Annotated in this window: 12 protein-coding genes and 1 pseudogene; 3 read left to right on the top strand and 10 right to left on the bottom strand. The window is 41.9% G+C overall.

Annotated elements, in window-relative coordinates; translation table 11 throughout:
• The first annotated feature begins 12 nt into the window (after positions 1–12).
• Positions 13–222 (top strand): hypothetical protein, encoded by a 210-nt coding sequence (locus ACEW9J_RS24950; protein ID WP_373547769.1) that lies wholly within the window; start codon positions 13–15, stop codon positions 220–222.
• On the opposite strand, the gene ACEW9J_RS24945 is transcribed toward ACEW9J_RS24950, so the two are convergent.
• The 10 genes and pseudogenes from ACEW9J_RS24945 to ACEW9J_RS24900 form a co-directional block, all read right to left on the bottom strand.
• Entirely contained in the window at positions 179–571 is a 393-nt protein-coding gene (locus ACEW9J_RS24945; protein ID WP_373547768.1) for an STAS-like domain-containing protein, read from the bottom strand. The genes ACEW9J_RS24950 and ACEW9J_RS24945 overlap by 44 nt on opposite strands.
• 16 nt (positions 572–587) lie before the next feature.
• The gene (locus ACEW9J_RS24940) at positions 588–1,466 is read right to left on the bottom strand and encodes an ATP-binding protein (RefSeq protein WP_373547767.1); all 879 of its coding nucleotides are present in this window, start codon (positions 1,464–1,466) and stop codon (positions 588–590) included.
• A gap of 89 nt (positions 1,467–1,555) precedes the next feature.
• A complete protein-coding gene (locus ACEW9J_RS24935) occupies positions 1,556–2,749 on the bottom strand; it encodes a restriction endonuclease subunit S (protein ID WP_373547766.1) in 1,194 nt (397 codons plus the stop codon).
• A 14-nt stretch (positions 2,750–2,763) separates the two neighbouring features.
• Positions 2,764–4,359: pseudogene (locus tag ACEW9J_RS24930) on the bottom strand (N-6 DNA methylase).
• A 94-nt stretch (positions 4,360–4,453) separates the two neighbouring features.
• Positions 4,454–5,041: a hypothetical protein gene (locus tag ACEW9J_RS24925; RefSeq protein ID WP_373547765.1), complete on the bottom strand. Its 588-nt coding sequence runs from the start codon at positions 5,039–5,041 to the stop codon at positions 4,454–4,456.
• Entirely contained in the window at positions 5,042–6,433 is a 1,392-nt protein-coding gene (locus ACEW9J_RS24920) for an AAA family ATPase (protein WP_373547764.1), read from the bottom strand.
• Between the two features lie 31 nt (positions 6,434–6,464).
• Entirely contained in the window at positions 6,465–8,837 is a 2,373-nt protein-coding gene (gene hsdR, locus ACEW9J_RS24915) for an EcoAI/FtnUII family type I restriction enzme subunit R (RefSeq protein WP_373547763.1), read from the bottom strand.
• A gap of 269 nt (positions 8,838–9,106) precedes the next feature.
• On the bottom strand, positions 9,107–9,289 hold the full coding sequence (locus ACEW9J_RS24910; protein WP_373547762.1) for a hypothetical protein: 183 nt from the start codon (positions 9,287–9,289) through the stop codon (positions 9,107–9,109).
• A 62-nt stretch (positions 9,290–9,351) separates the two neighbouring features.
• Positions 9,352–9,606, bottom strand: coding sequence for a hypothetical protein (locus tag ACEW9J_RS24905; protein ID WP_373547761.1), 255 nt, complete (start codon positions 9,604–9,606; stop codon positions 9,352–9,354).
• Between the two features lie 139 nt (positions 9,607–9,745).
• Complete coding sequence (locus ACEW9J_RS24900; RefSeq protein WP_373547760.1) at positions 9,746–10,090, bottom strand: hypothetical protein; 345 nt, start codon at positions 10,088–10,090, stop codon at positions 9,746–9,748.
• Between the two features lie 206 nt (positions 10,091–10,296).
• On the opposite strand from ACEW9J_RS24900, the gene ACEW9J_RS24895 reads away from it, so the two are divergent.
• Both ACEW9J_RS24895 and ACEW9J_RS24890 read left to right on the top strand, forming a co-directional pair.
• Positions 10,297–11,721: an NACHT domain-containing NTPase gene (locus tag ACEW9J_RS24895; protein WP_373547759.1), complete on the top strand. Its 1,425-nt coding sequence runs from the start codon at positions 10,297–10,299 to the stop codon at positions 11,719–11,721.
• A 70-nt stretch (positions 11,722–11,791) separates the two neighbouring features.
• Complete coding sequence (locus ACEW9J_RS24890) at positions 11,792–13,333, top strand: hypothetical protein (RefSeq protein WP_373547758.1); 1,542 nt, start codon at positions 11,792–11,794, stop codon at positions 13,331–13,333.
• Positions 13,334–13,466 lie beyond the last annotated feature (133 nt).

The raw sequence follows: 13,466 nt of genomic DNA, 5'->3' as shown, positions 1-13,466 counted from the left end.
CCTTGCTAAAAAATGGTTTTGTTGCAAATATTCTCACTCGATCGCCAGATTCAAGCGATCGAGTGCAAGGGTTCTGAGCCTTTCAACGTCAAAACCTTGCACTTAATTTCTGAAAAAAGGCTCAAAACCCTTGCAGTGATTGGCTTGCTGAGATCTTCAGCAAGCCCTAATTACGCGATTAAAGAAGCGGATGCGCTCCCGCCTTTGTTCCCCGACCGTTGATTACTTCTCGATCGAGTACAGCATCAATTGCTTGGCGTACAGACTCACTAGAGTAGTATTGCTTGGAGTTATCAATTACTACTTTCAACGCTTTCATTCCCGCAGCATGGAGATGAGAAACTGTCAATAGTTGATTTAGCCGATCTGCGGACAAATCCTTTAATAGTTGACCGATCCCAAAATTAAAGAATGGTGACGCACAAATCTCTACACCACTAAAGTCAAGCTCTACTTGCTCTCCCGCTAGTAGCTTCGAGTGAATCGAATCGTACAACTGTTGACCGTCATCGATCGTAATACAGTTTTCGCCGATCAAGTCTTTGATAAAAATAGTATTTACGTTGTTCATAGCCTTCAACTTCCCTTTAAAACAGAGTTGTGCTGCTTTCTAACCTGTGTGTATGATATTGTAAATCCGAACATTTCAGGCTGATATTAACTAGAGTTCCCATAAATGGCGTAGAACATTTACCATACCCTAAACCGTTACGATTGAATATGGTGTAACCATTATCACTGAAAATCTCTAGTTTTCCACCAGTACCCGTTATAAAATCTCTTAAAGTATCTAATCCCATACCTTTGGGGACGAGATTGGGTCGGTTAGAGTTTCCTGGGGCTATTGCCCATTCAATCGCCTGTTCCGCAGCCATTGAGTGTTGCTGTAAGTGAGTTCTGACCTTGTACGGAATACCAACTCCGAAGTCTACCAAGGATAGACTGAGTTCTTTCCGCTTGGGGTAATGCTGACCGCAGATGAACACACCTACTTTTGAATCAGCATGTTCAAAGACGTTTACGTAAATTTCTACCACCTTAGCGAGAATTTCACGTCGTATATTTTCATCAACATCGATCCAGCCTCTTCCTAACCATAACTCACGGAGATATGCTAGAAAACCATTTTTATCTATTACTCGTTCTTCTCGATAAGGGATCGAATTTCCTGACCATCCGTTACTATCCTCTGTGTGAGCCGTGTAAAAGCCATTTTGCTTGAGGTTGGTGCAAACTCGTTCTCGAATGCTATGCCAGTCTATTATAACATTTTTACCTTGAAGTTGGTTGAAACGTACTAATCCGCCGATAAAGGCTACAGCATTGTGACGGAGGAACTGACAGTCAGAAAAATCTAGAATTAGATGTTCTTTATCAGAGTTAATTGCTTGCTGGTGCAAGGAAAAGAGCCGCTCAAAGTCGTGAATTTCATCGTTGAGTGTTGGTACTTTTAGAATCAGGCTCATGGAGTATGACTAAATTTCTAGTCAAGCTTTTGATAGAAGTAAAAATATAATGCACTTGCCATGATTATGTCAATTTTAATACATCGCACTCACAATTCGCCTTTGAATGCTTTGTCTAGAATCGCTGGAAGTAGAGCATCGAGTTCTTTTAGGGATTCTTGTCGTAATCGTTTCGCGGTGTCTACGTTGGATTGGAGTGCATCGAGATAAGTAACGATGCGCTGTTGTTCAGGAAGTGAGGGAACTGGAATCAGTAACTTTCGCATTTTCTTAATACCAAAAGCTTCTTGTGCAGTTTTTCGAGTACCTTCAGTAAATTGTTCTTTCATCTGAGGAGAACGCAACAACCCTAATATGAATTCTTTCATAACTTTGGATTCGTCAGGTTGAACAAGTACTACATTTGCAGAAAGTGCAAATCTATCTTTGACAATTATTGGTCTAGCAGCCCCAATAGTACCGATTTTACCAAGAACAATATCACCTGTCTTTAATGTAAATGATGCTTCCTGACGTTCGATAGCTGTAATAGAAACTTTTCTCGATCCAATGATATCAACTTTGCCAGCTATAGATATATTTGCAATGCTCACGTATGGCATCCCACCGTCGATTTCTGGCGGTGTTCGATGGTCTGGTTGTGGGTCTATAACATTAGCATATCTTTCTAAGTTTTCCCAATTATCTGAATAACTAACAGCTTGTGACCAACCTATTTCATATATTCTAGTTTTTAAAACTTCTGCTTCCTCGATCGATCTCTCCCTCAAACCCCGCGCCTCTGCTATTTTTCCCGCCAACTCCTCAATCCGCCCCACAATCCGCCGTTGTTCTTCTAAAGGTGGAAGGGAAATTTCCATAGATAGAAACTTAGATTCTTTGAGTCGGATTCGATTTGTAGTCCCTTCACTAGCTGCCTTACATAGTTCGATGAAGCTCTCAGTTTTACTGATCCAGTTCAAAAACTGTGGAATAATCAGGCTTTTATTGAGACTAAATACGGGGAAATCATTCGTGACAACAGCACCAGCTAGAGATTCAGGAATCAGACCAAAAGCTCCATGACGCGCATCAATTCTCGAAAGAATAAATTGACCAGCATCTACTTTGAGCCTAGTGTTTGCAGATATTTCTGCGCCTGTAACCTCATTTCTTTCTACAACACCTTTGCCCCAAATCTTTACTGTTACCTGTTTGTACGTCTCTGTTGGTTTAATGTCTATCCAGCTATTAGATTTGGTGAGAATCCGACTCAGCGGAATTAAGCTTGCAGTTTTGCTCATAATTAAGATACTTTTTACTTAGCTAGAAGCCCTTCAATTTCTGCCATAATCTCAGCAACGCGCCGATCCTTGTCTAAAATATCTGCCACCAATTGCTCTGGCGGTAAATGTTCAAAATCTGACTGACTATTAGGATTCTTTTTATCTAAATTGTAAATTGCCCAGTAAATCGCATCGCCTTTCGCTTGTTCTCCTTGCGCCCAAAATACTTCCGCCTCAGTTTTGGCTTGATGATAAGCCGCTCGGAAATCATACTTCCACGCCTGTTGATTTTCCTCGCGATTATGCCACTAGGCTAGACAGTCTGCAAAAGCTTCATCCTGAATTGGTTTAGTTTTGGTATAGTTTTTGCGCCCTTCTGGTAAGGGAATCTCATAGTACCAAATCTGATTAGTCGGCTGAGATCGATCGAAGAATAAAATATTAGTGGGAATGCCAGTATAGGGAGCAAATACCCCATTCGGTAAACGGACGATCGTGTGTCAATTATAGTCCTTGAGCAAGTCTTCCTTAATCTTGGCACAAGCATTATCGCCAAATAGCACCCCATTGGGAAATACTACCGCCGCTCTTCCGGCTGTCGGGCGTTGGCGCAATCGCCGCATAATCAGCATCAGGAATAATAGCGCGGTTTCCTTGGTAGCTCGATTTGGGGGGAAATTCTTTTTGATGCTATCTTCTTCCTCTCCACCAAACGGTGGATTGGTGAGAATCACATCTACCCAATCTTTCTCACTCATCTCTGAGAGATTGAAGCGCAGACTATTACCAGTATCGATATCTGGATATTCAAACCCGTGTAATAACAGATTCATGTGCGCCAACATCAGTGGGAGGGATTTCGCCTCGGCTCCGACGATGCTAGTTTGTAAGATTTGCCAATCCTGCACCGTGCAATTTTGCTTGAGATGCTCGTAAGCCTCCACCAAAAAGCCACCCGTACCGCAAGCCGGATCGAAAATAGTTTCTCCCAGTTTGAGATCCATCGCTTGCACGATAAATCGTACCACTGTACGCGGTGTATAAAACTCCCCTGAATCCCCCGCAGCGTCTCGCATCTCCTTAATCATCGACTCGTAGAGCGTGCTGAGGATATTTACTTCCTCAGAGCTATCGAAGTGGAGATTGTCGAGCAAACTCAAGACATCATAGATACTCGCACCGCTAATCATCCGATTGCTGACATCTTTGAATACCTTCGCAATCACATCAGCGCGTTTATTCCCCGCTTTGCTCTGGAGACTGCGGAGATAGGCAAGTAATCCCATTCCCTCCTCACCATTGGGCAATACCGCCGTATCGTTATCGATAAATCCCCGTAATCGATCGCCTGTAAAGTTCTCATTAGCAGCCCAATCCCGCCATCTGTAGGGCGCGGCAATCGTACTTTTGTAAGTTTTGCCCTCTAGCTCCGCTTCTACCTCACGCAGCCGCTCAGAGTCATCTAGCAGCTTGAGAAACATCATCCAAGTAAGTTGGGGTAATCGATCCAACTCCCCATTCAAACCCTTATCAATCCGCATCTTATCCCGCGCAGATTTAATCGTGCTGCCCAGTTTTTGAGCCGTGGTGATGACTCGATCTGTCTTTTTGGTAGTGCTTTTGGGCATATTGCATCGCTATCTTGGTAAAGATGTCCAATTCTCTGGGAATCCCATGATAGCGCGATTCCGCTGTGCGGACGCTACGCGATCTGGATTCTATCTATTGAATTAATTCTCTAAAGTAAATCTCTCGACGATGACCGATTTTCAGCATTGTCTCTGGTGTATTATTGAGTACTTTACGATCCTTCTCAGATGTCGGTTTTTTTCGTATACTATTACAAATTTGCACAATAGCTACAAACCGACAATCGTATTCATTAAGGAAATCATTTCTATTCCAAAAAGAGCATCCGATATATTGACAATATCTAGCAAAACACTCAGCACCTTTTAATTGTTGGATCATTTCTTGTCTTGTTCCTCCAGTGCCAGCTTTCAGTTCGATAAAGACAATAACTTTTTTTGGCTTAACATCAGCAATAATAACAAAATCAGATCTTTTACATTCTCCGTTGTTCCCATTAAAGATTTTGATTGGTGCCTCGAATGTATCCGCCTTTACAACAATCACATCTCCACTATCTGGCAATCCTATTATTTCAACCGTATAGTTAGCCTTTATATTAGTTGGATCTTTTTCTTCTTTTTGCTCTAATATTGCTTTGTAGTTATTGTTTTTATACTTTACTAAAGGTACTGTTGCTGTATCCTTAATCATCTCCTTGAGAATGGCAAGATCCGACATCTATTCGCCACCCCAAACGATCGCGTCTTGAATTCGGTTCATATCATCGATCGTCTTATCGAAACTTCTGGCTTCAATTCCTCGCTCACTATCGATTTTAGCCTCCGTTAACGTAGGGACTTTTACTTTCCTAGTTTTACCATCTACTTTGACTAAAGCTTCTTCGGCGATATAGACCTTGATTCGATCGGCTGATAGTAACTCTGCTGGCAAATATCCTTCATCTTCAGCAAGTTGTTTGAGATGGGGTCGATCGTGATTTAACATAATCAGTGTATTCAACTCTTTAACAATATAGTCACTGTGAGTCGTTATGAATACCTTAATTCCAATATTAATCAGTCTGGCAAACAATCGAGCAATCCGTCGCTGATTTTCGGGATGTAGGTTCAATTCTGGTTCATCTACCATCAGTAGATCGCCTTTTTGAGCCTCGTGTCGCAGATAAAAGCCAATATCCAGTAAAGATCGTACAGCACTAGAGCTACTATCCATAGATAGCTTAATTCGCTTTCCCTGTTTAGGAATGTAGTAAAGTTCATCCTCACGATTCACCATGTACTCACCACCAATAATATCAGCAAAATCAGTGAGAATATCTGGATGGTGTTCCGTGATAAAACTATTTTTTTTGAAAATACTTTCTAAATTTCTTGTGAAATCAACATTCTTTTTGACTGGAAGTGGATAGTCTTTATATCCCTTAAATAAAATTTGTATTCTATCCATGTCACTGTGCGCTTGAGTCATTCGTTCAAGCAACCGATTACGAGAAAAATTTAACTCTTTACGAAAAGTTACTGCTCCAGTTCTCTCTGCACTAACAATAAAAGGACGAGGAAGATTACGTTGAAAAATTATATTTTTAATAGCCTCACTAATGAAATGTGCAATAATATGGGTAGGAATTTCTATATTATCTTGAAATGCAAGTAAGGTGATAATTAATTCACTACTCCCTACATTTTTAACAATTGACAAAAATTCCTTGTTAGTAGCAGAACTTGCCGTTGATTCAAACTGTTCTGTCAATCTTATATTTCTTGTGTCGAGCGACATGTGAAATTCTGTTTCATTAAAACGTTCTTCAGGTGCTGCGAAAACTTCATCTATTTTTTGAGAATACTTACTACAAGCATCCGCAATAATCATGTCGATATTTTTGACATATTGCTGAAAATCAACTTTAACAACACCTTTTGCTAATAATTGCTCGATTGAAGCTGAAGATATCTCGATTGAAACAAAACTATCCCAATTATCTAAGAATCCAAACAGAGCATAAGTAGCATAAGTCTTGCCACTATTATTGCCACCACAAATAATAGTCAGATCGCCTAGTGTGAATTCGGCTTGCTTGAGAACACCAAGATTTTTAACTTTAATTTCCATAAGATCGTCAGGATTTTATCCCACCTTAAATTCACGCTGAATATAATAAAACTTGCAATTGTTGAATTGCCTGTCGCAGTTGCGCCGCCCCACCGAAGTGTTGAGCGATTTCGCCCACATTGCCATACCTCAAAAGCTCTGGATTAGCCTTAAAAGCATCAGGCATATTGAACTCATCCAGCCCTTTCTGGACATACTTATCCAAGAGAATTTCTAGAATTGCTTTAGCCTCGTCTCCATACTGCTGAAATAAGTCTGGCTGACGACGGCGCAAGCTTTCGGCGCGTTGCTTGTAGGTTAACACGGGCGCATCAAAGGCAATATGGCAGATCAGATCGAAAGGATCGGCATCGGGTTTACTAGTGATTCGTTTGAGATCGTCAAAATCAATCCCTCGATCGATCAGAATATCGATAATTTCCGATCGCGTTTGTGGATCTACCCATCTTTGTTGGATCTCCAGCTGGGAGCGATACAGAGTCCGCACTTGCTCTTTTGTTGCGTTGATAATTTGAGATACTTGTAACTTTTGGTCGGGAGTGAGATCGTAGATCGTTTCGCTGATAATCTCTTCGGCACCACCATCAATGTAATATTTACGCGGTGGGGCATCATCATCTTCGGGTAAACCATGAAAGCCCACATTAGGATCGATATCCTCTAATTCATAATTACAGGTGTCTTCTTGCTGCTGTGATAACACTTGCCCATAATCATCGATTTCTGTCTCAGTAATCAATTCTGGTTCGTCATCAAAATCCCGATCCTCAAATAGCACCGTACTGTTGGTATAGTCGATGATGTTGAAAAATATCTTGCCGCGATCTTCCTGTACCCGCGTACCTCGCCCGATAATCTGCTTAAAATCAGTCATCGATCGAATCACCTTCGCCAACACCACATTTTTACAGGTGGGAATATCTACACCAGTTGTCAGTAATTTAGCCGTCACAGCAATGACATGGGTTTCATTCAAAACATCTTTAAAATTATACAAGTGTCCCTTCCCCACATCCCCAGCATCCGAGGTAATGCGGGTAATATAATCGGGATTTTCTCGCGTCATATCTGCATTCAAATTCCGCAACTCCTTAATCATCGCCTTAACGTGTTCCTCATCCACACAAAAGACGATCGTTTTGCCAGATCGATCTGTACTCTTGAGAAAGTCAGTTAAATGTTGCGCGATCGCCCTTGTCCTGGCTCTGCGGACTAGCTTCCGCTCAAAATCTGGCGTTCCATACATTTCATCAGGAATCATCCGTCCAAAGCGATCTAACTGCCCATCTGTAGGTCGCCAACCATCTGCATCCGATCGCGTTTTGACCCGATACACTCGATAGGGAGCCAAGAAACCATCTTCAATCCCTTGTTTGAGACTGTAAGTATACAGAGGATTGCCAAAATAACGGTAGGTATCGACGTTATCATCCCGCAGTGGTGTAGCAGTCAAACCCAGTTGGTAAGCTGGCTCAAAATGTTGCAAAATTTGCCGCCAACTACCCTCATCCTTGGCACTGCCGCGATGACATTCATCAATGACAATTAGATCGAAGTAATTAGGGTTATATTCCTTGTACAATCCAGGACGCACTTTATCTTCGGCGATCGCTTGGTAAATCGCAAAGTAAAGATCTCGTCCCTTTTTCGATTCTCCCTGAATCTTGTAAATTTTATCCTTGCCAAATACCGCAAAATCCTTAATCATTGGATCGTCTACCAAGACATTGCGATCGGCTAAAAATAAAATTCTGGGTGCCCGCGCCTCGCCTGTCGTATTCCATTCCAGTTGGGACAACTTCCAACAAATTTGAAAAGCTGTCGTAGTTTTACCCGTACCCGTCGCCATCGTTAATAGCAGCCGATTTTGACCCTTGAGTATGCCTGAGATGGTCGCGTTAACAGCATTTCGCTGGTAGTAGCGCAGATCCTTCCCTGGAGTTGGATAGAAGGGCACTAGCAACTTCTCGGCAATATCCACTCTAAGCTGCTGTGGTTCCTCTCCAGTTAACCGTTGCCAAAGCTGTTCTGGGCTGGGAAATTCCGTTAAATCTTCCGACTGCATTCCCGTCGTAAAGTCATACTCGACAATACCCACACCATTAGTAGCGTAAGCAAATTTGACATCCAAAGTCCGCGCATAATCGATCGCCTGTTCTAGCCCCTCATCCGCTGTCTTATATTTAGCCTTTGCTTCTACCACCGCGATCGGAAAGTTGCCATTGTACAACAGCAAGTAATCGGCAAACTTCCGCTCTCCACGTTGTCGTCGCCGACTGCGCGGTTGAATTCGCCCCGCAGTAAAGTAATACTGCTCGGTATAATCGTGTGGTTCAGTCTGCCAGCCTGCATCGCTGAGTTTTGGCTCAACGTATTTCCGACAGGTATTAGTTTCGTTCACCATAGCAGACTGGATTACTGATTGGATTTTTCGGTTCTTGCTGTAGTAATCATTGTGCCCCGAACTGCCTGAAATTTATACCAAAGACCCCAACAAAAAGCATCCTACGGACGGTGTAGGATATTACTAACCAAACCAAGATGTTCTGTAACGGAATTCTAAAGCTAGACTCGATCTTAATCGATCGATCGAGTGTTGCCACACAAAATTAACCCCTGCTAACTTGCCCTCGATCGAGAGAAGTTAGCAGGGGTCGTTTTGGATGTTTGAGATTACAGTTGTCTGGACAAAAATTCCTGCTCGGCTTGGAGTTGGGAGATGAGGCAGCGATCTTGGAGATCGATCGCTACCTGCATTCGTCGATCGAGTCGAGCTAATAAATGCTGGGTTTGAACTCTCATCGTGGCTTGTTGGCGTTGACGATCGGTGATTTGGTCGAGAGTAGCGATAATCATTGTGATTTCAGATTGGTTAATAGGTGGAAAGATTGCCCCACATCAATTGTGGGGCAGATGGATTAGTTGAATTGATACTCGATCGTGTCTGGTTCGGGTTGGGGTTCGTCCGTTCCAGGGTTGGGGATACGATCGTCGGGCTGGGGTGCGGTAGGAATGGGTTGGAAGATTTTCTGGATATTTTCCATATAGTCGCTGAAGACTCGAATGACTTTGATAACCTCTTCGCCAGTCATGGCTTTTGCTGGAGTGGGTGTGAAGATGAAGGTAGCGGCAAGAGCGATCGTGCTTAAAGCGGCAATATTTTTGAAGTTCATGATGTTTAAGGATGGGTGAGTAATAGAATCTGTAGGGGCATCCCCTTGTGGGTGCCCTGCTGGTGCGGAGCGAGGATGTTATGTTAGAGGTCGGGCACGAGGCACCGCCCCTACATGATGATGGTGAGAGCGAAGCTAATTAACGAATACGCACCTTACGAATGATGGTGCGCGTTTCACCAACTTTCACAGCATTGCCACCCGTGCGGATAGTGCTACAACCTTTGCCGGAGCACATGTTGGGAGATGCTGGGGTATCAGAGGGTGTCTGGAAATACTCGACAACTTGTTCGACGATGTAAAAACAACCGCCGATTTCGCATATTTTTCTAGCAATCTCTTTGATCCTGGTAAAAGTACGACCTGATGCGGGAGCAGCAACGGCATTAGATGCGATCGTAACTACAGGGACGACAGTGGGAATAATGACTAGAGAGCTAGTTATAGCAGCAGCGAATGCCGCCGAGAAAATTTTCTTTTTCATTGGTTTAGAATTGAGATTGAACTTTTTTTATTGGTCAGGCGGACAGCTAGTTCAAACCTCTACGTTCGCGCAGTGCGTTTTGTGTTGGTTTTCGTCTGGCTTCTTTGTGCCATGTATCTACGATAGGCTGAAACCCCTTTGGTGTAAAGCTTTCATGGTTTGAGTTTTGGTATGAATTTTAGTATGAATTTTGGTAGGTAAATCCGATGGGCGATCTCAACTGGCTAAAGTTTCTCGATCGTATTGCCCTAGAGAAGTCACTAACTAGAACTCAAAAAGAAACGCTCAAAGCTAAATTTCCAGGACTTGGCTTAATAGTTGATGACAGCGATCTGAGTTATAAGTCTAAAGATCCGACAGAAGAGGATTTATCAATACTTGGGATAGCAGAGAGTTCGCTGACAAGCCGTTTGACTGTTTTATATGAAAAGTTTGGCATTCCAAAAAAGGATACTGATAAGGCAATCGCGTTAAGGAACCATTTACAAAACGAGTATCCGAAGTGGCTACAACAGCAAGAGCAAGGTTCTTTAGTTAAAAAGCTGCCTCCGACAACTTCAGAAACCATCCAAGCGACACCAGCCATACCCCAAATCGACTGGCTCGATCGATCGCGCCAACTCCTCAAAGCCCAAAAACACCTCACCACCAACCGCCTCCTCAATAAATCCAACCGCAACCTCGACGATATTCACGTCCCCTTGGGACTAATCGAGCGGAAAGAACGCCCCAAGGTGAAAGAAGAACCATCGCCAGAACAGGGTTCCCAGCTATATCAAACCGAATACACCGAAACCAAACGCTTCGAGCATGAAGCATTTCTCGCTGACGTGGTGGGAAAACCTGCTGGGGGCAAACATATCGCGATTATTGGCGAACCTGGTGCGGGTAAGACTACCATCCTGACTAAAATCGGTGCATGGCTGATTGAGCAAGCAGAGCAACAACCGCCAGCACCATTGGTAGTGGCGTGGATATCGCTAGCAGATGTCGGAGATCGCCGACTGCGAGAATATCTTCAGGCGGAATGGCTGCAAAAAGTTTGCGAAGACAATTTTGATGTGGCTTGGGAAGACTGGAAAGGATTGCGTCAGCAGGGGCGGGTGTGGCTGCTGTTGGATGGTTTGGATGAAATGTCTGGCGATGCTTTGGCGGCGATTCATCGCGATTTGGGACAGGCTTGGGCGCAGAATTTGCGGGTGGTGATGACTTGTCGGATCAATCAGTGGGAAACTGCTGCGGGTGGTAATATTCTGACCAATAGCTTTGATGTCTATCGCACGCTGGACTATAGCTATCAAACCAGTCAGGGTGATGACCAAGTAAAGGAATTTATTAGCAAGTGGTTTGCCGATCATCAAAAAGTAGCTACCCAGATTCGTACAGAGTTGGATGCTCCAGGCAAGGAACGGATTAAGGATTTGGTGAAAAATCCGCTTCGATTGACGCTATTGTGTGCGTCCTGGGAAAAAGACAATCAAGCTCTACCAGAGACGCAAGCTGGTTTGTATGAGAAGTTTGTTGACTATTTATATGATTGGAAAGCTGTAGCGTTTTACAAGGAAGTAGAGCTGAGAGAGGAACTATGCTTTTTACCATCCGACGTTTCAGGAATATTTTGCAGCTTGTAGTATCGATGATTGGGATTATTTTTTGCCGAGGGCACATATCGATCGACCTGTTCCTTGCCATGATGAATTTATGCCGACTTATCGGGTGTTTGAGAGACAATGGCAGCAAGTAATTTTATTGTGGGTTGGTCGAGACTTGATAGATGAGTTAAAAGAAAGATTCCTAGAAGTTCTAACTAATTTTGAGGAGCAAGATGGTCAGTTTTTCTATTACCGTGCTTACAGCATGGCAGGTATTTGCATTAATGAATTCAAATCTTCATTACATGCTAAGGGTATTGTAGATCGGCTAGTCCAATGGGCATTTGGAAGTTTTGATACCGAGCGACATGAATGGATAAAATTTTCACAGTCAGTTACAGATCTAGCGAAAGAGACGTTGTTTTTAACACACAAGCAATGTTTGATTTCAAAGCTACTTTTACTCTTACAAAATCATATCCCAGACAATAAAGTTTTTTCCTCTATATTGATGATGTTGATAGAAATTGATAGTAACAATCAATTTGTGATTGTCAAACTAAAAGAAATATTGGAACAGCCAAACTTAAACGACTTACCTTGGTACCAAATAAGAGAAATTCTGCCAAAAGTTGCTATTGATAACGAAATATTTGAAATGCTAGTAAGCCGACTGAAATATCCTAATCTAAACTACTTTTTTTCTTCTTGGATGAATGAGATATTTCAAAAATCTTCTGTTTGTAAAGAAGAAAATATTATTACAGTATTTGAAATATTAAATCAATCTGATTTAAGTGAGTCCCACCGTGATTATGTGACAGGGGCATTAATGGGAATGACTGTTGGAAATAAAGAAATACTTAGTTTGGTATTAAAAATGATAGACAATATTGATTCAGGAGAAGATCATTCTCATTTAGTTGTAGAGTCTTTGTATAAGTATATTATTGAGAGAAAAGAAATAATTACAGCCTCGTGGGAATTATTTAAGCAGCCTGGTTTAGAATACTTACCTTCCTCCAGTATTGCAGATGCATTAGAAAATATAGCTGTTGGTAATAATGGGGTCGAAATATTCATCGGAATAATAAGGCAGTGTATCCTAGATCTCTGGCATCTTTCAGGCAAATTAGAAGCATCAGAAGAAATTACAATTAATAATAGATCTACCATCGTAGAGTTGTTTGAACTATTGAATCAAAACAATTTAGATGATCGTCGAAACTTCTCTCGTATTGCAAAGATATTTAGAGAAATTATTTCTGATAATAATAAAGAAATTTTATATTTAATGGAATTATGGAATCATCCTAATTTAGACTACTTACTCTCTTCTAGTCTTTCTAAGATATCCAAAAAGATTTTAAGTAGCAACACATATGTTGTTATATCTTTGTTAGAAATATTTAAACAGTATGATTTAGGATACATACTTACTTATAGTGTTGGAGAGATACTAAAAGAGATTGCTATTGACAATGAAGATGCAATCGCAACATTACTGGAAATGCTAAGACTGCCGACGTTAAGATACACGTATTTTGACAACATACTAAACGTATTGCGAAAAATTGCAATCAACAATGAAGATACAATCATAGCATTAATCGAATTATTGAAAAGTCCCGCTCCAAACTATGACACCTGATTGACGGACAAAAGTCCGTAAGAATTATCGTAAAAGCTGATGAGTAATGGGTTTGAGGAAAAAAGAGAGGAGAACTGTTAAACTGTTTTTATCCAAAAAACCAGTACAGCTCGAATGCTCGAAACCTCCTCTC

The sequence above is a fragment of the Chamaesiphon sp. genome, assembly GCF_041737865.1.
Classification (GTDB): domain Bacteria; phylum Cyanobacteriota; class Cyanobacteriia; order Cyanobacteriales; family Chamaesiphonaceae; genus Chamaesiphon.
The sequence above is the reverse complement of the archived record's forward strand: the minus strand, read 5'-3'. Positions and strand labels throughout refer to the sequence as shown.

Coding starts and splice junctions, on each gene's coding strand:
- ACEW9J_RS24950 (WP_373547769.1), top strand. CDS start 13: ATGGTTTTGTTGCAAATATTCTCACTCGATCGCCAGATTCAAGCGATC.
- ACEW9J_RS24945 (WP_373547768.1), bottom strand. CDS start 571: ATGAACAACGTAAATACTATTTTTATCAAAGACTTGATCGGCGAAAAC.
- ACEW9J_RS24940 (WP_373547767.1), bottom strand. CDS start 1,466: ATGAGCCTGATTCTAAAAGTACCAACACTCAACGATGAAATTCACGAC.
- ACEW9J_RS24935 (WP_373547766.1), bottom strand. CDS start 2,749: ATGAGCAAAACTGCAAGCTTAATTCCGCTGAGTCGGATTCTCACCAAA.
- ACEW9J_RS24925 (WP_373547765.1), bottom strand. CDS start 5,041: ATGTCGGATCTTGCCATTCTCAAGGAGATGATTAAGGATACAGCAACA.
- ACEW9J_RS24920 (WP_373547764.1), bottom strand. CDS start 6,433: ATGGAAATTAAAGTTAAAAATCTTGGTGTTCTCAAGCAAGCCGAATTC.
- hsdR (WP_373547763.1), bottom strand. CDS start 8,837: ATGGTGAACGAAACTAATACCTGTCGGAAATACGTTGAGCCAAAACTC.
- ACEW9J_RS24910 (WP_373547762.1), bottom strand. CDS start 9,289: ATGATTATCGCTACTCTCGACCAAATCACCGATCGTCAACGCCAACAA.
- ACEW9J_RS24905 (WP_373547761.1), bottom strand. CDS start 9,606: ATGAACTTCAAAAATATTGCCGCTTTAAGCACGATCGCTCTTGCCGCT.
- ACEW9J_RS24900 (WP_373547760.1), bottom strand. CDS start 10,090: ATGAAAAAGAAAATTTTCTCGGCGGCATTCGCTGCTGCTATAACTAGC.
- ACEW9J_RS24895 (WP_373547759.1), top strand. CDS start 10,297: ATGGGCGATCTCAACTGGCTAAAGTTTCTCGATCGTATTGCCCTAGAG.
- ACEW9J_RS24890 (WP_373547758.1), top strand. CDS start 11,792: ATGCCGACTTATCGGGTGTTTGAGAGACAATGGCAGCAAGTAATTTTA.